The organism is Pseudomonas pichavaramensis, assembly GCF_050473265.1.
In the GTDB taxonomy this organism is placed as follows: domain Bacteria; phylum Pseudomonadota; class Gammaproteobacteria; order Pseudomonadales; family Pseudomonadaceae; genus Aquipseudomonas.
This window is the reverse complement of the sequence record NZ_JBJKFJ010000006.1, coordinates 183,064-200,282: the sequence shown is the minus strand read 5'-3', so window position 1 is coordinate 200,282 and position 17,219 is coordinate 183,064. Positions and strand designations below refer to the sequence as shown.

Annotated in this window: 10 protein-coding genes; 1 reads left to right on the top strand and 9 read right to left on the bottom strand. The window is 63.1% G+C overall.

All coding sequences use genetic code 11. The features are described from left to right. Window position 1: 1 nt before the first annotated feature. The 9 genes from ACJRW5_RS12175 to ACJRW5_RS12135 all read right to left on the bottom strand — a co-directional run bounded on the left by ACJRW5_RS12175 (window position 2) and on the right by ACJRW5_RS12135 (window position 15,066). Window positions 2–2,794: a monovalent cation/H+ antiporter subunit A gene (locus tag ACJRW5_RS12175; protein ID WP_484570763.1), complete on the bottom strand. Its 2,793-nt coding sequence runs from the start codon at window positions 2,792–2,794 to the stop codon at window positions 2–4. 363 nt (window positions 2,795–3,157) lie between these two features. Next, window positions 3,158–3,619, bottom strand: a complete 462-nt coding sequence (locus ACJRW5_RS12170; protein WP_484570762.1) for an outer membrane lipoprotein — start codon at window positions 3,617–3,619, stop codon at window positions 3,158–3,160. Between the two features lie 114 nt (window positions 3,620–3,733). Further along, window positions 3,734–4,867, bottom strand: a complete 1,134-nt coding sequence (locus ACJRW5_RS12165; protein WP_484570761.1) for a glycerate kinase — start codon at window positions 4,865–4,867, stop codon at window positions 3,734–3,736. Between the two features lie 54 nt (window positions 4,868–4,921). Further along, window positions 4,922–6,289: a GntP family permease gene (locus ACJRW5_RS12160; protein ID WP_484570760.1), complete on the bottom strand. Its 1,368-nt coding sequence runs from the start codon at window positions 6,287–6,289 to the stop codon at window positions 4,922–4,924. A 167-nt stretch (window positions 6,290–6,456) separates the two neighbouring features. Continuing rightward, window positions 6,457–7,584 carry a sugar diacid recognition domain-containing protein gene (locus ACJRW5_RS12155; protein ID WP_484570759.1) on the bottom strand — a complete coding sequence of 376 codons (1,128 nt, stop codon included), beginning with the start codon at window positions 7,582–7,584 and terminating at the stop codon, window positions 6,457–6,459. 118 nt (window positions 7,585–7,702) lie between these two features. After that, entirely contained in the window at window positions 7,703–8,227 is a 525-nt protein-coding gene (locus tag ACJRW5_RS12150; RefSeq protein WP_484570758.1) for a helix-turn-helix domain-containing protein, read from the bottom strand. 84 nt (window positions 8,228–8,311) lie between these two features. Further along, window positions 8,312–13,678, bottom strand: a complete 5,367-nt coding sequence (locus ACJRW5_RS12145; RefSeq protein WP_484570757.1) for a trifunctional serine/threonine-protein kinase/ATP-binding protein/sensor histidine kinase — start codon at window positions 13,676–13,678, stop codon at window positions 8,312–8,314. Further along, window positions 13,675–14,043, bottom strand: coding sequence for a response regulator transcription factor (locus ACJRW5_RS12140; RefSeq protein ID WP_484570756.1), 369 nt, complete (start codon window positions 14,041–14,043; stop codon window positions 13,675–13,677). The genes ACJRW5_RS12145 and ACJRW5_RS12140 overlap by 4 nt, the downstream gene beginning before the upstream one ends. Window positions 14,044–14,091: 48 nt before the next feature. Continuing rightward, a complete protein-coding gene (locus ACJRW5_RS12135; RefSeq protein WP_484570755.1) occupies window positions 14,092–15,066 on the bottom strand; it encodes a response regulator in 975 nt (324 codons plus the stop codon). A gap of 510 nt (window positions 15,067–15,576) precedes the next feature. Here ACJRW5_RS12135 and ACJRW5_RS12130 point away from each other — a divergent pair. Beyond that, complete coding sequence (locus ACJRW5_RS12130) at window positions 15,577–17,184, top strand: MFS transporter (protein ID WP_484570754.1); 1,608 nt, start codon at window positions 15,577–15,579, stop codon at window positions 17,182–17,184. The last annotated feature ends 35 nt before the right edge of the window (window positions 17,185–17,219 follow it).

Genomic DNA, 17,219 nt, shown 5'->3' with positions numbered 1-17,219 from the left:
ATCAGAGTACCTCCTGTCCGGGCTTTTCCTGGGTCAGCTTGCCCAGGTTGGCGAGGATGAGCAGGGTCGACCCGACGACGGTCAGGTAGACGCCTAGGTCGAACAGCATGGCCGTGGCCAGCTCGATTTCACCCACCAGTGGAATGTGGAAATGGCCAAATGCCGAAGTCAGGAACGGACGCTCGAACAACCAACTGCCCAGGCCCGTGGCGGTAGCGATCAGCACCCCGCCACCGGCCATGCGGTGGTAGTTCAACGGCAGGCGCGACTGCGTCCACTGCACACCGCTGGCCACGTACTGCAGGATCAGAGCCACGGCGGTCACCAGGCCGGCGATGAAACCGCCACCCGGCAGGTTGTGGCCGCGCAGGAAGATGAACACCGAGATCAGCAGGGCCATCGGCAGCAGCACGCGGGAAAGCGTGGAGAGGATCAGCGGGTGACGATCACGCGCCCAGCTGCGCCCCTCGGCATCGGAGTTGGGCTGGAACAAGCGCAGCCCATCGAGCATTGCGTAGATGCCGACGCCAGCGATGGCCAGCACACTGATCTCGCCCAGGGTATCGAAGCCGCGGAAGTCCACCAGAATCACGTTGACCACATTGGTGCCGCCGCCTCCGGAAACGCTGTTGGCCAGGAAGTAGCCAGCGATGGTGTCGTACGGACGGGTCAGTACCGCGAAAGCCAGCATGGCCACCATCACGCCACTGCCGATCGCCAGGCTGAAGTCACGCAGGGCACGCATGCTGCTGGACTCGACGCGGGTCTGTGCAGGCAGGAAGAACAGCGCCAGCATCAGCAGGATGATCGTGACTACCTCGACCGACAGCTGGGTCAGCGCCAAGTCCGGCGCCGAATAGCGGGCGAAGGCCAGCGCGACCATCAGACCGACCACGCTGAGCATGACCAGCGCTGCCAGACGCTGGCGATGGAAGATCACCGTGGCCAGCCCCGCCAGCACCATGATTGCCAGCCCCAGCGCAGTGATGCCATCGATCGGCTGCATCGGTACCGAGCCACTCAGCTCAGGCAGCGGGCCCAGCGCCAACACCACCACGACGATGGCAGCGCCGAGCAGGTAGGCAATGTAGCGCTGCAAGGAGCCGTTCTCGAGACCACGAGTAAATGCGGATGCACTGACGTAAAGGCTCATCACCACGCGCTCGAATACCAGTTTGGCATCGACCCTGGGCATCCCGGCGTACCAGCGGAACAATGGCTTGCGCAAAGCGTAGACCAGCACGCCGCCAACCAGCGCGACCACGCTCATGATCAGTGGCAGATTGAAACCGTGCCAGATCGACAGGCTGTACTCGGGCAGCTCGCCGCCCAGCGTCGCGGAAGCCGCGGAAGCCAGCAGCGGCGCGACGGTGTAGGCCGGCACGATGCCCACCAGCAGGCAGAGGAACACGAGAACCTCCACCGGTACTTTCATATAGCGTGGCGGCTCGTGCGGCGGGTACTTGGGCAGATCGATCGGCTCGCCGTTGAAGAACACGTCATGGATGAAGCGCAGCGAATAGGCGACCGAGAACACGCCCGCCAGGGTCGCTACCGCTGGGATCACCCAGTTGAAGCTGCCGAGCAGATGCTGGTGCAAGGTTTCGGTGAAGAACATTTCCTTGCTCAGGAAACCGTTGAGCAGCGGCACCCCGGCCATCGCCGAAGCCGCCACCATCGCCAGCATCGCCGTATGCGGCATGTACTTCCACATGCCGTTGATGCGCCGCATGTCGCGACTGCCGGTCTCGTGATCGATGATGCCGGCGGCCATGAACAGCGAGGCCTTGAAGGTGGCATGGTTGATGATGTGGAACACAGCAGCCACGGCACCCAGATGCGAGTCGAGGCCGAACAGCAGAGTGATCAGGCCGAGGTGGCTGATGGTCGAATAGGCCAGCAGGCCCTTGAGATCATGCTGGAACAGCGCCAGGGTGGCGCCTATCAGCAAAGTGGCCAGGCCGGTCAGGCTGACCAGGTAGAACCACCATTCGGAACCGGCCAGCGCCGGATAGAGACGCGCCAGCAGAAACACGCCGGCCTTGACCATGGTCGCCGAGTGCAGGTACGCCGAGACCGGGGTGGGTGCCGCCATGGCATGGGGCAGCCAGAAGTGGAACGGAAACTGCGCCGACTTGGTGAACACGCCCAGCAGCACCAGAATCAGGGCTACCGGATACAGCTCATGCGCACGAATCGCATAACCGGCCGCCAGCACCTGGGACAACTCGAAGCTGCCGGCTATGTGGCCGATCAACAGAATACCCGCCAGCAAGGCCAGGCCACCGCCACCGGTGATCGCCAGGGCCATGCGTGCGCCCTTGCGCGCATCGGAGCGCGAACCCCAGAAACCGATCAGCAGAAATGAGGACAGGCTGGTCAGTTCCCAAAACACCAGCATCAGCAGCAGGTTTTCCGATAGCACCACACCGAGCATGGCGCCCATGAACAGCAGCAGAAAGCCGAAGAAACGTCCCATCGGCTCGCTTTTCGACAGGTAATACCGTGCGTAGAGGATCACCAACAGGCCGATGCCGAGAATCAGCAGGGCGAAGAGAAAGCCCAGACCATCCAGACGCAGGCTCAGATTCAGCCCCAGTTGCGGCAGCCATTCCAGCTTGACGCGCAGTACCTCGCCAGCGAATACACCCGGCTGCAGGCTGAACAGCAGCACGAGCGCCACCAGCGGCGGCAAGGCCGCAGCAACTGCACATGCCGAACGACCCAATCGCTCGGTGAGCACCGGTAAAAACAGCCCCAGAAACGGCAAGGCCACAATCAGCGCAAGCGCCATCAGCAAAACCCTTTTTTATCAGGTGTACCGGTCGGTTACGACCAGCGACGGAAACTGGAGTCACAACTCCCTGACAGTGACGACTCTCGTGCGCCAATGACTCAGCTAAGTCTTTGTCGCAACAAGAATAACCGCCGATTATCCATACCTATCGGCGCATCGTCATGCATTGAATTATTACTAAACGCACCGGCATCTGGATAACCCTCTTTCTCTATCGTCATCGACTCGAGCACCTATGAAGGATTTCCAGGCGAAATATTCAACCTTGCACATGACGCAATGGTAAGCAGTGCTTGGGCTAGCAGGGCATAAAAAAACCGGAGCAGCAGCGAGCGGCTCCGGTTTCTTGGGCAAGGCGCCTCAATGGGTGACGCGGCTGGTTCCATTGACGGTCATGATGCGCACGCGCTCGCCAACACGGAATATCTGGTTGGGTTCGACTTCCTGAACGTAGGCACGCAGTGTGCCGTCATCTTCACGGACGGTGATTTCCACGCCTTGGGTACGGGTCAGCCCTTCCTCGGCAGCAGCGCCAAGCAGACCGCCTGCTACAGCGCCGACCACGGCCAGAACAGCACTGCCTCGACCGCCGCCGAGCCCACTGCCGCCTACGCCACCAATCACCGCACCGGCGCCAGCACCGATGGGAGTTTTGGTACCTTCGATCTTCACCGGACGCAGCGACTCGATGGTGCCCATACGCACTGTTTGTACCGCGCGGGCTTCATCACGGCTGTATGTATCGCCAGTCAGACTCGATGCGCAACCACCGAGGGCCAGCACCGCGGCCAGCGAGGTAATGAGCAGAGTGGGTTTACGCATAACAATTCCTCCAGAGATGTCTCAGTCCATTAGACGCCGGGCACACGCAACTGTCACGGCCAAGTCTGAACAATACCAGTCTCGGACAGACAGAGTTCAGTTAGGTTCTCGTCGTCACCGCTGTGCAATGCGCCACAGCCTGGCAATATCCGTGGTGCGCGCTTGCAGCTCGGCAGCCGCGCCAGCCATGGCTTGCTCGAGGGACAACGGCCCCGGAGCAAGACTGAAAGCAGCCTCGATACCGGCCTCGTACAACGCCTGATAGTTGTCGCCCAGGCTACCGGACAAGGCGATGACCGGTACCCCGGCATCGCGTGCAACGCGGGCCACCCCGACCGGGGTCTTGCCATGCAGCGTCTGCGCGTCCATACGCCCTTCCCCGGTGATCACCAGGTCCGCGCCCTGCACTGCAGCAGCCAGACCGGACAGCTCGGCCACCAGCTCGATGCCCGGACGGAAACTCGCCTTGAGGAAAGCCCGCGCGGCAAAACCCAACCCACCTGCGGCTCCCACGCCCGGGAACTCGGCGTGATCCTCGCCAAGGGTCGATGCGGCAACGCGGGCGAAGCGCCCCAACGCCTGGTCGAGCTGCGTCACGTGCTCGGGTGTCGCCCCTTTCTGCGGCCCGAACACCGCGGAAGCACCGCGCGGACCACAGAGTGGATTGTCGACGTCGGCAGCCACATCGATCTGCACATTCAGCAAACGCGCGTCCAGACCACTCAGATCGAGCTGATCCAGATCAGCCAACGCAACACCGCCCGGCTTCAGCTCATGCTTGTGTGCATCCAGAAAGCGCATGCCCAGCGCCTGCAACAACCCGATGCCAGCGTCGTTGGTCGCGCTACCGCCCAAACCCAGGATGATGCGCGTCGCACCGGCATCCAGAGCCTCACGGATCAGCTCGCCAGTACCAAAGCTGCAGGCCTGGCGGGCATCGCGTTGCTCGCGCGGCACCCAGTGCAGACCACTGGCCGCCGCCATTTCGATGACCGCAGTGCCTTCGCCCAGCCAACCCCAATGAGCCACGACAGGCGCCCCCATGGGGCCTCGCACCCGGCACTCACGCCGCTCACCACCAACCGCGGCGAGGACCGCATCGACCGTCCCTTCACCACCATCGGCCATAGGCCGCAGCAGGCATTCGGCTTCGGGAAATACCTGCTGCCAACCACGGGCGATGGCCGCGGCGACATCGGGCGCACTGAGACTCTCCTTGAACGAGTCGGGAGCGATGACGATTTTCATGAATAGAACCTCGGAAGGAGGCGGGTGCCGCAGGGCCCCCGCCGGCAAAGCGGATTACAGCAGAACCAGACTGAGCAGCCACACCGCAGCCATGCCAGCCACCCCCTGGATCAGGGTTGCCATGGTTTGAGCGCGATAAGCGGTCGCCACTTTCATGCGACTGAACTGAGTCACCACCCAGAAGAAGCTGTCGTTGGCGTGCGAAACGGTCATCGCACCGGCGCCGATGGCCATCACGGTGAGCACCCGGCCCATCTCGCTGTCGAGCCCCAGGTTGCCCAACAGCGGCGCGACCATGGCCGACGTGGTGACCAGCGCCACGGTCGAGGAGCCCTGAGCGCTTTTCAACGCCGCAGACACCAGGAACGGCATGAACAGACCGATCCCCAGTGCCGACAGGGTATCGCCCAGGTAACCGGTCAGCGCCGTGGCCTTGAGCACCGCACCGAAGGCACCGCCCGCACCGGTGATCAGCAGAATCGGAGCAGCCTCTTTCAGGCCGTGGGCGACATGATCGTGAAACTGCTGACGCTTACCCTCGCCCTTGAGCAAGGTGCAAGCCAGCGCCAGCCCGACCAGCAACGCGGCAACCGGCTGACCGAGGAAACTCAAGACATCGAAGAACGCCCCAGTGCCAAAGGGCTTGCTCGGGAACGCCGCGAGCGAACCCAGGCAGATCAGCAGAATCGGCACGAAGATCGGCGAAAACGCCTGCCAGGCACTGGGCAGTTTGCCGTAACGGGCGCGCAGCGCATCGAAGTCGACATTCTCGGCGAGCAGTTCGCTCGGCGCCTCCTCCAGCAGCTCGTTGTCATTCTGCTTGAGGAAGCGGTTGGCCCACAGCATGCCAGCCACAGCGGTGACGGCAGCAACCAGCAGGCCAACCAGAATCACCAGACCGAGCGACGACTCAAGGCCGAGGTTACCGGCTGCAGCAATCGGTCCCGGGGTCGGCGGTACGAAGGTATGGGTTGCATACAGCCCGGTTGCCAGCGCCACGCTCATGGCCACCACCGAGACTTTCATGCGTGCGGCCAGAGCGTTCTTCAGCGAGTTGAGGATGACGTAGCCGGAGTCGCAGAACACCGGAATCGATACCAGGTAACCGATGATCGACATGGTCAGCGTGGGAAAACGCTGGCCCAGCAGGCGGATGACCGTCTCGGCCATGGTGATCGCCGCGCCACTGCGCTCAAGAATCACACCGATGATGGTGCCGAGCACGATGACGATGCCGATATAGCCGAGAATGCCGCCGAAGCCGGCGGTCATGGTCTTGATGATTTCGCTGCCAGGCAGCTGATAGGCGAAGCCGGCGATCAGTGCAGCAGCCAGCAATGCCAGGAAGGGGTGCAGTTTCAAACGGGTAGTGGACAGCACGATGAACGCGATCAGTGCTACCAGAATCAGGACCAGGCCCATGACCAGTCTCCTCGTTGTTGTTATGACGGGCACAGGCCCGGATGTAAGTGCCGACAGGCGCTCCATTGTGGCTCAGCCAATGCTGCACTAGCCCTGTGCGCAAGCACCAAAACGCCCAACGACACACACAGCCAGCTGTGCGGCCGCACAAAACCATCCGCCCCCTGTTAGCGAATGCTTTGAGCTGCCCCTTCAGGCTCCAGCAAACCCAACCCCAGCGAAAGCTGCAGGCGCTGATCCAACCGGTTCAAATCCAGACCACTGAGCTCGGCGATGCGTTCCAGACGATAGCGCAGGGTATTACGGTGAATGCCCAGTTCCTGGGCACAGGTCTGCACCTGACCATCATGCGCACACCAGGCTTCCAGCGTCGCCCGCAACGAGCCCTGCGGGTCTTGCGCCAGAACCTGACGCAATGGAGCCAGCCAGCCCTGCAGCAACCAGCTGTGACGTTGAGCATAGAGCAGCGTCGGCAGGCGCAATTCGTCCAGGCGCAGCAGGCGACGTTCGGGAAAGCGTGCCTGGCCATAGGCCTGCAGATCACGCAGAACCAGGCTGGCCTGGCGCAACTCAGCCAGATCCTGAAGCGGATCACTGAGCGTCAGGGATCGCACCCCCCACTCGCGCTCATCGGCCTGCTGGAGCCAGCTGCGATCATCGCGCGTGGCGCTGTAAGGCCGGCACCAGAGCAATTCGTGGCGACCGAGCGGTGCCACCAGATGTTCGCTCTTGCCACTCAGCGCGGCCAACAGACGCGCCTGGCGAGGCAGCGGGTCACCCTGAACATCGAGCTGCAGCAAACCCATCTGGCGCGGCCAGGTGAGTTGCAACCCAAGGCGTTCGGCATCGGCTTCGAGATTGGCCAGAGGCAGTTGGGGATCGAGCAACTGCCGCAGCCAGGCCTCCTGCTGGTGTCGCTGCCAATGCCGCTCAGCCTGTAGCACGCGATGCTCGACCAGCATTTCCGCCGCCATGCGCACCAGTTCGGCGTATGGCCTGACAAGCTCTGGCTCCCCCGTGATACCGAGCACGCCGATCAGCCGCTCGGCATGCAACAGCGGCAGGTTGACGCCCGGTTTGACGCCGCGCAGGCAGGCAGCCGCCTGCGCATCGATCTCCACCACGCGACGATTGGCCAGCACCAGTTGCGCGCCTTCGTGGCGGGTGTGCAAACGGCTGGGGTCGCCGCTGCCGATGATCATGCCCTGCGCATCCATCACATTGATGTTGTGCGGCAGGATGGCCATGGCGCGGTCGACGATGTGCTGCGCCAGGGTGGAATCGAGTTCGAGCATTCGTGGGCTCCACAAGACAAGGCCTTATTGTAGGAGCATCCGACTCAATCCACGATGCCGGGCGAAACAACTGTCGCCCTGGGATGAAACCTATCCTCAGGGTGATATCCCTGAAGCATCAGTCGTCTCGTTCAGAGTGGCGCCAGCGGCTGGGAGATACGCCAACAAGACGGCTGAAGGTGCGGGTGAAATGCGCCTGGTCACAAAAACCGCAGTCCTGACCTATTTCGGTCAGCGTGCGCGAGCTCGCACGCAGTAGCTGTTGCGCGGTCTCAACACGCAGCTTGAGTACCCAGTCCTGAGGGGAAAATCCAGTACTTTGCTTGAATGCGCGGGAGAAATGGCTACGTGACATCGCACACTGGCGAGCCACCTCAGCAATGAACAAACGCCCCGAGAGACTGCCGGCCAGCAACACTTTCGCCCTGCGCTCCTGCCATGGCGCCAGGCGGGCGTTCTGACGACAGAGTGCTGGCGCCGCCTGGTACTTGCGCAGAAGGTGATCGCACAAGCGTCGGGTCAGGGAAAACAGCCGCTCATCCTCGAAAGCGTTCGACGACTCCAGCATTGCCTGCAGCCCCTGAGTCAGCCGGTAGGCCTCGGCATCCAGCGCTACATTTTCAGCCAGCTCCAATCCACTCATAACGACTCTCTCCGCCATTTAGAGAAGAGTCGTCGCCCGACCGCTGAGGCGTCCTTGAGAAACCCTGAAAAACGCTGAAACGGCTTAGTGCCGATATCGCGGTAAGGTGAAGAAGAACAGGCTCTCGTCGTTACGCCCGAGAGTGACCCCCAAGAACCCCGAGTGGCTGGCAATGATAGAGCGGCAGATAGCCAAGCCCATTCCCATACCGCTCGACTTGGTACTGAACAGCGCCTGGAATACTTGCCCCTGGAGGTCCTCAGGCACACCAGGACCACTGTCTTGCACCGTTACCACCACCTCGTCGTGCACGCACTGCCCGACCAACGCCAACTGCCGCTGATTGGGGGGCAGCGCCTGCATGGAATCACTGGCGTTCTGGATCAGGTTGCGAACCACCTGCTGGAGCTGCACGGAATCGCCCGACACCGACAATCCATCCGGCAGCGCCAGGACCACCTCGATATGCTGATCGTCAAGCTCGGCCTGGATAATGGCCAATACCTGGCGAATCAATTGACCAAGATCCAGCACCTGGCACATGGCCGGCGCCTTACGCGCCAGCGAGCGGGTCGCCCGGACTATTTCAGCAGCTCGGCGACACTCTGCCAGGATGTCGTGCAGCCCCTCCAGCGCTTCATCTACCGAGGGTTCGGCACGCTCCAACCAGCGCACACTGGCACCGGCATTGGACAGAATGGCCGCCAACGGCTGATTGATTTCATGAGAAATCGATGCGGTCAGCTCTCCCAATATCGCGATCTGAGCAGTGCGCTCCAGCTCGGCCCTGGCAGTGTGCAACTCGGCCTCGGTACGGCGACGCTCACTCACATCGCTGATCACCCCGATGTAGGTCTGCTCATCCGTAGGTTCCAGCAGCAACTCCAGATAGCGGGCAGGCTCCTCGGGCAACAGGCAACGAAACTCCAGATGCAGGCCGCTCTGCTCCTCCAACGCCCTGAACAACGCCTGGGTGAACCGTGGGTAGTCATCGGCATGCACCAAAGCCTCTGGCCGCTGCAGATAGGTCGGCATGTCGGGAGCCGCGATCCCGAGCTCCGCAAGCAACTCGACAGACCAGAATGATGGCTCAGCACGCCAACGCCAGATGAACGTGCCATAACGACTGATCTCCTGACCCAGTGCCAGCAACGCCTGAGTCCGACGCAGATTGCGCTCACTCTCGCTGCGCCGCTGATTCTCGGCGAGCAGATCTGCGTACAGACGCCCGTGACTCAGCGAGATGGCCGCCTGGGCTGCCAGCAGGGTGAGCAAATCTATCCGCGCCGGGTCAATGGCACCGCTGGCGAGGCGGTTCTCCAAGTACAACGCACCGATGGTCTCACTCTGCTTGAGCAGCGGCAGACAAAGCACCGAGCCATCGTCCAGCTGGCGCAGATAGGGGTCGTCCGTGTAGCCACGCAGCGCATAACCACCGTCAACCAGAATGGGCTCACGCGCCTGCATCGCCTGGCGCACCAGCACAACAGGCAGTAGTTGCCCCAGCGGTTCGGAGGGTTGCCAGCGCACGCGCACGCCACCGCAATGCGATTCTCCACAAGCAGCCACGCGCTGCTCATTGCCATCGATCAGCAACAACGCCACGTAACTGGCACAGGCATGCGTGGCTGCATTGGCCAGCAACGCTTCGATAAGCGCCTGCGGCTCGATCTCTTGAGACAGTGCCTGGCAGACCCGGGTAATCGACAGGCGATCGAGGTGCTCGGCCATCGCCACAGGCGAATTTGCCTGGTTGCTCACCTCTGCCAGAAAACCATGAGCCCTTTCCATCTGCTCGGCCAGCCTGTGGGCACCCCAACGGCGCCAGGCCGCATGAGCCTGACGCAAGTGTTCACGGCCACTGCCGAGCAATTGCAGATCAAGATGGCAGCGGGCCGCCAGTTCATGGCCAAGCCCCTTGATATGCACCGCACCCACCGCCTCGGCGCAATCGATCGCACGCTCGTATAAGCGCAGTGCTTGCAGGCTGTCTCCACCGACGCGCACGACTTCGGCCTCGGCCAGGGCCAGACGATCCTGGAAATAACGCGGGTTGAGCTGTGCCCACAGACGCAGACGACGTAGCGGCTCGGCATAGTCCTGTTGCTCACCGGACTGGCGTTGCAACGCCGCACGATTGAGCACGCTGAACATCGCCAGGTCGATCTGGTGAATATGCACCGGTACCGCCCAGGTCAGCTTCCAGGCACGCTGCAGGTACGTCTCCGCGGTGGCGAAGCTGCCTTCGAGAAACGCCAGCAGCCCTTCGAACAGCCACCACCAGAAATGCAGCTGCATCATCTCGCTGGACTCGACACGCTCCTGCAAGGTCTTCGCATCGGGAATCGACCAGACACTGGCGTTGTCACCGGCCAGATGGCGAATGTAACGCGCCTGAATATGCAGACGGCTCTGTGCATCGAGAAACTCGAGGTTATGCGCCATGGCCAGCCCGGTATCGATCTGCTGCAACATGCGCTCGATGGGCGCCCCGAGCACCAGCAGATCGGTGACGATGTGATTGCTCGCATAGCAGGCGAAACTCGGCGCACCTTTCGAGAGGCTGGCCCGAAACGCCTGCTCGGCACAATCCAACGCGTAAGGCAACGAGTGCGACCAGGCACTCACCTGATCCAGAGCCAGCAACACCGACATCCGCCCACTCGCATACTCCGGGCGCTCGACCAACTCACGCGCCACCACCGCCAGGGCAAAACCCTGCTCGTAGCATTCGAAACGCTCCGCAGCAGCAACGCCAAGCCAGGCCAGTGCTTGCACCGACGGCGCACTCAAACCGTGCTGCAAGGTCAGACGGACAATCTGACAGTTGGCCAGCAACAACAGATTGGGCTGCACGAACGAACCGGGAATCATGAGTACTGCCAGCAAACCCATGACCGACAACGCAGCATCATCTTCAGCCGCTGCCAGCGAGATAAAGTGGCACGGCGTGCGCGCCCCCATCTCATCCAGGAACGCCCGCCAGGCTGCCTCGGCCTGTTCCAGGCTGGGAGCAGGCGGAAAGTCCACGCCAAGCTCAGCCAGAGCCTGCATGGCACCGCTCATTGCCTCCTCATAGCGCCCCTGCAGACAGAGGATTTCCACGCTCAGTCGCTGCAGTTCAATACGTTGTGCGGACGCTTCGAGATTGCTCAGGCAATGCGCGATACGGTGCTCGGCAGTCGAATAGTCGGCATTGAGAATCAGCCCGCGGACCATCTGCAGATCCAGCTGACGGCGCCGCAACGGATCGACGCGCCCGTCAAGCAGCACCTCGGCCTGATGCAAGTAGGCCAGCGCCTGCCCTGCTGCTGCCGTATCGATGGCCTGTGCGGCCGCCAGCAACAGCAGATCGGCGTACTCCAGACACTGTTCAGTCGACAACACAGCAGGAACGACCCGCAACAGATGGGTTGCCACACGAGAGAGAACTAGATCGCTCGCGGTGTCCTGCAGGGCCGAGACAAGATTGGTGGCCAGGCGCGCCTGTAACATCATCACCCGCTGCGCCGACAGAGCGGCGCGCAGTGTCTCCGGTATGCTGTCGTGAGCGAAAACCAGTCTTTCCCCTTGCTCGGCCAACAAACCGGCCTGCAGTGCTGGAAGAAGGGCGTGTCGCACCCTCGCCTGCGGCAGAGCGCTGGCGACGATCAACTCACTTAGAGCAATCCGGTCTCCCAGCAGTGCCAGCATTTCCAGTAGCTCACGGGTGGCCTGGGGTAACAGATGAAGGCGTGCAGTCAGCAGGCCGCTGACGTCCAGACTGACGGACGTGGCTGGCACTACGCCGCCTTCGGCGCGAAGCGCAACGAACTGCTGCAGGTACAGCGGACTGACGCGCTGCTCAGGGGGTAGTTGTCGAATCACGTCCGCTTGCGCGGTGTCGGGCGCCAGCGACTCACTCAGACAACCCGCCTCCAGCGCCTCCAGCTCCAGCGTCTGACAATCGTCACCCAGCGTCCGGCAGGCATTCAGCAGCTTGCGGGCAGGCAATGCGTCTGCCTGCGGCCGGCTGGCGAGAATCAGCAACAGATGCTTGAAAGCCGACCTTGGCAGTTCTGCGAGCAACGCGCTGCTTTCAGCGTCGATCCACTGCACATCGTCGACGAACAGCAGCAACGGTTGCTCCGCGCTGGCCATCGTGCACAGCAATTGCTGGAGGATGCCTTGCAGATAGCGACGCGCCTCGTCGGGGCGCAAATCGCCCAGCGGCGCGCAGTTCGCCAGTAGCGGTGCCAGCGCCGGAATCAGCCGCAGTACATGGCCGCCATGTTCCGCGACCAACTCCTGCAACTGTTGGCGTCTGGCCTGCAAACGAGCGTCAGGCTCGCCGAGCAGGCGCGTGCACAAACCAGCGAAGAGTTCGCCTAGCGCCTCGTAGGGCTCGCCGCGGCGTGGCAACTGACATTTGCTGCTGGCAAACAGCAGCACCATGTCATCGTCCTGCTGGCACAGGCTGCGCACCAGCGCGGTTTTGCCGATGCCCGCCTCGCCTGATATCAGAACAACGCCGCCGTGGCCCTGCAAAAGGCGTTGGCGAGCATGCTGCAAACTGGCCAGCTCATTCTCGCGCCCGATCAGATGGGTCGCCTCATTGCCTCCTCGGTACAACACCGGCCCCTCGCGCCAGGCCAACAAGCAGCGGCGCAAGGCAATCTCCACCTCCGCGGCCTGATGCGGGCGGGAAGCGCTCTGCTTACCCAGCATCCACAGCAGCAATTCATCCAGATACGCCGGTAACCCTGGGCGCAAGGAGGACGGAGCCGGCGCCGCCACTGCAATATGGCGATGCTGCCACTCCATGGCGTCCTGCGCCTCGAACGGGTGGCATCCGGTCAGCCATTGGAAGAAACACACCCCCAACGCATACCAGTCGGCGCCACAGGTGCCGGCCTGTTCCGCGGGCAGATAAGCCGGCTGCCCTACTCCCAAGGCGTAACTCTGACTGCTCTTCTCAGTTGCCACGGCACGCGCGAAACCGGTCAGGCGCACGTTGCCATCGCTGCGCAGCATCAGTTGCTCCGGCGCCAGATTGCGATGCACCAGACCCGCAGCATGCAGGCCGCCGAGCGCGCGCGTGCAGGCCAGCGCCAGTTGCAGGAAGTGGGCGACGCCCAGCGGCGCAGGCAGCGCACTGATCGGAGCGGCACATTGATCATCCAACACCAGCAGCGTGCCTTGCGTGCAACTCAAACGCGCCACAGGCAACAGGGCCCAGGCCGGATCGAGATGCGCAGCCAGTGCGTACTCATGATCCAGGCCGGCCGACTCCCACTGCGCAGCTTGCTGACCAGCGCGCACCACCAGCCAATGCCGGGCCGCACGACTGTCGTAGACGCGCCAGCGGTTGAGGCCACCGAGCTGATCCAGCGGTTGCCAGTCGAGCGCGGCCAGCCATTGTTCATCGAAGCAGTTGAGGAGTTGCTCGGGCAGGCTGTAAGGCAGGTTCATTGAGCGCCCTCGGACAGTGCAGCCAGTTCTGACAGCAAGGATTCGGCACTGAAAGGCTTGGCCAGAAAGGCACGGGCGCCATCTTCAAGCGCCTTTTTCGCCTTCGCCGAACTGTTGTCAGCGGACATGCAGATCACTGGCAAGCAAGTGCCCATCTCCCTCAGGCAGCGCTGCACATCAATACCTTGCAGACGTCCCGTCATATGCATGTCCAGCAACAGCGCCATGGCAGTGTTGGCATGGCTTGAGGCGATGAACGCCTCACCGGAGGCGAAACACACAGGTTGGTATCCCGCTGAACGCAACAGATTGGCTAAGCTCTTGCGAACCTGAATGTCATCATCGACGATGCACACAACCTTCATGGTAGGCCCTTGGCAGATATTGGGCGGCAGGGGCGAGATGCATGCAAGTCAAGCCGGTTCGGCAACTGCATCGAGCTGAGGCAACATTCCCAGTGCACGTCCCGCCACCAACAGATGTATCAGGTTGCTGACGCCAAGTTTTGTCATCACGTGCTTTTTGTGCATTTTCACCGTCACGTCCTGCAGCCCCAGACGCTGGGCGATCTGCCGACTCTGCAGCCCTTGCAGCAACAACGCGAAGACATCTCTCTCACGCGCTGTTAGCCGAGCATAACGAGCCTCTATCGCTAGCCGCGCGTTACTCTGACGATGCTGGGTCGCCGCCCGAGCCATGGCTTCGCCAAGTGCCGCCAGCAGCTGGGTCTCTTCCACAGGCTTGGTCAGGAAGCTCTCGGCACCGGCCTTGATCGCCCGCACGGACATGTCGATGGTGCCCACCCCGCTCATGAACACGATCGGCCAGGGCGCACCGCGCTGTGCCAGTTGCGCCTGCAAGTCGAAACCGCTGCCCTCGCGCAAGCGCACATCGAGCAGCAGACACCCTGGCTGATCGGCCGGACAACGCTCGAGAAACTCGGCCGCCGAGGCGTAACCGCTGGCCTCGATACCCGTTGCGCGCAACTGACGCAGCAGCGCAGTACGTACCGCGGGCTCATCATCGATGACGTGCACCGGCACCCTGACCTCGGCGGCATCGTCGACGACCGCCTCCTGCGTCGGCGCGGGCGCGCCGGGCTCGGCCACATGCAGACGGTAGCCGCGACGCGGTACGGTCTCCAGCAACTGAGCATCGAGCTGCAACTGCCGCCGCAGAGTAGAGATCTGCACCTGCAGGTTGTTCTCCTCAACCACCACATCCGGCCAGGCAGCCTGCAGCAGTTCCGCCTTGCTCACCAATCGACCGGGAGCGGCCAACAACGCCGCCAGCACGTCGAAGGCACGCTGGCCCAAACGCAACGGAGCACCGTTGAGGAAGACTTCACGGCGCTCCAGGGAAATCCAGGCATTACCCAAGCGGATCATATCGAGCGACTCACATTCAGGTTGACTCGGTCAGGCACAGCACGTGCTTCACATGTTGCCGCGCCTACCCTGACCCTGGTTACGGCCATCAGAACAAGTGAGGGAGCACACATGGAAGATTTTGACCTATGGGGCGGCAGATTACGGTGGTAGCACCGAGAGAAACATGAACTCACGGGCAAAATACTCTTGACTAAAAATCATGAGTCTCGCCTTCTTTTGAGCATAAATATCGACTATGGCAGCAGGATTTCGAGGCTCGCCAGCTCGCTGTAACGACCAAGCTAGTTGAAACCAATTCCTATCTCAAGCTGGGAGCGGCCGCGGATAAAACTCGAACAAACGTACAAGCCAGAGCGCTGCCAAGCTGCTTGAATAACACGCCAGCTGCTGCGTGAAAGCCCCTGATCACGGGCTCTGCAACGCAATCGAGCACATCGATACAAGCCAGGCGCGCGCCGCCATCCGATAGTGACATCTGCCGATCCGTCTGCCCCAGGACCTCAGCCGATGTCATATACAGCCCCCACTACGCCCGCTACCGGCGCCTCACCCTGGCAGCCGTTACGCAGTCGACTGTTCCTGGCACTGTGGCTGGCCAGCATCGCCTCCAATATCGGCACCTGGATGCACGAGGTCGGCGCCGGCTGGCTGATGACCTCGCTGTCGGCCAGCCCGCTGGCGGTGGCCGCGGTGCAGGTGGCCGGCGCCCTGCCGATCTTCCTCCTCGCCCTGCCCGCCGGCGCCCTCGCCGATATCGTCGACAAGCGCCGTTCGCTGCTGCTGGTGCAGTGCTGGATGGCCGCCGTGGCCATGGCCCTGGCGCTGCTCAGCGCCTTTCAGATGATGAGCGTGGAGCTGCTGCTGGGCCTGACCTTCGCCATGGGCATCGGCACCGCGCTGATGATGCCGGCCTGGTCGGCGATGCTGCCGGAGGTGGTGGCGCGGGCCGAACTGCCGGCGGCGGTGGCGCTGTCCAGCCTCGGCGTCAACGTGGCGCGGGCCATCGGCCCGGCACTGGCCGGGATTCTGGTCAGCCTCAGCGGCCCCTGGCTGACCTTCGCCCTCAATGCCGTGTCGTTTCTCGCGGTGATCATCGCCCTGGCCAGCTGGAAGCGTCAGCCCAGCGCCGGCGTGCTGCCGGCCGAGCGGCTGTTCGGCGCGCTGCGCGTGGGCCTGCGTTACGCCCGCAGCAGCCGTTCGCTGCAGGCGGTGCTGGTGCGCACCGCCGCATTCTTCCTCGGCGCCTCGGCGGGCATGTCGCTGCTGCCGGTGCTGGTGCGCCAGGCCATCGGCGGCGATGCGCTGGACTACGGCATCCTGCTCGGCTGCGTGGGCATCGGCGCGGTGCTGGGCGCCACCCTGCTGCCGCGCCTACGCAGCCGCTACGGTAACGACCGCCTGCTGGCCGCCGCCAGCCTGCTCTACGCGCTGGTACTGGCCGGCCTGGCCGTGCTGCGCAGCATGCCGGCGCTGCTGCCGCTGATGCTGCTCAGCGGCATGGCCTGGATCGCCGCGCTGTCGAGCCTGCAACTCTCGGCGCAGACCGCCGTGCCGGCCTGGGTGCGGGCCCGCGCGCTGTCGCTGTACATCCTCACCTTCTTCGGCTGCTCGGCCATCGGCGGCCTGACCTGGGGCGCCGTGGCCAGCAGCCAGTCGCTGAGCGCCGCCTTTGCCGGCAGCGCCGTGCTGCTCGCCGCCGGCCTGCTGCTGGGCTGGCGCTTCAGGCTGCCGGTGAGCGAGGCCGAGGACCTGGCGCCGTCGCTGCACTGGCCGGCGCCGCTGGTGGACGACGAGCTCGACCGCGAACGCGGGCCGGTGCTGGTCACCCTCGATTACCGCATTGCCAGCGCCGACAGCGCCGCCTTCCAGGCCGCCATGCAGGACGTGCGGCACATGCGCCGGCGCAACGGCGCGTTCTCCTGGGGGCTGGTGCAGGACGCCGAGGACCCGACCCGCTGGCAGGAGTTTTTCTTCGACGAATCCTGGCTGGCGCACCTGCGCCACCACGACCGGGTCACCCGCGCCGAACAGCGCATCGAGGCCCGCGCGCGGCACTACCAGATGGCCGGCGAAGCCATTCGCATCCGCCACCTGCTGGCAGCGCCCGCTCACTGAACCATCAACCCCGCATCACCCACGAGGAGCATCAC

What these genes read in the sequence shown, in the direction of transcription:
- ACJRW5_RS12175 (WP_484570763.1), bottom strand. Translation starts at nt 2,794, where the DNA reads ATGGCGCTTGCGCTGATTGTGGCCTTGCCGTTTCTGGGGCTGTTTTTA.
- ACJRW5_RS12170 (WP_484570762.1), bottom strand. Translation starts at nt 3,619, where the DNA reads ATGCGTAAACCCACTCTGCTCATTACCTCGCTGGCCGCGGTGCTGGCC.
- ACJRW5_RS12165 (WP_484570761.1), bottom strand. Translation starts at nt 4,867, where the DNA reads ATGAAAATCGTCATCGCTCCCGACTCGTTCAAGGAGAGTCTCAGTGCG.
- ACJRW5_RS12160 (WP_484570760.1), bottom strand. Translation starts at nt 6,289, where the DNA reads ATGGGCCTGGTCCTGATTCTGGTAGCACTGATCGCGTTCATCGTGCTG.
- ACJRW5_RS12155 (WP_484570759.1), bottom strand. Translation starts at nt 7,584, where the DNA reads ATGCTCGAACTCGATTCCACCCTGGCGCAGCACATCGTCGACCGCGCC.
- ACJRW5_RS12150 (WP_484570758.1), bottom strand. Translation starts at nt 8,227, where the DNA reads ATGAGTGGATTGGAGCTGGCTGAAAATGTAGCGCTGGATGCCGAGGCC.
- ACJRW5_RS12145 (WP_484570757.1), bottom strand. Translation starts at nt 13,678, where the DNA reads ATGAACCTGCCTTACAGCCTGCCCGAGCAACTCCTCAACTGCTTCGAT.
- ACJRW5_RS12140 (WP_484570756.1), bottom strand. Translation starts at nt 14,043, where the DNA reads ATGAAGGTTGTGTGCATCGTCGATGATGACATTCAGGTTCGCAAGAGC.
- ACJRW5_RS12135 (WP_484570755.1), bottom strand. Translation starts at nt 15,066, where the DNA reads ATGATCCGCTTGGGTAATGCCTGGATTTCCCTGGAGCGCCGTGAAGTC.
- ACJRW5_RS12130 (WP_484570754.1), top strand. Translation starts at nt 15,577, where the DNA reads ATGTCATATACAGCCCCCACTACGCCCGCTACCGGCGCCTCACCCTGG.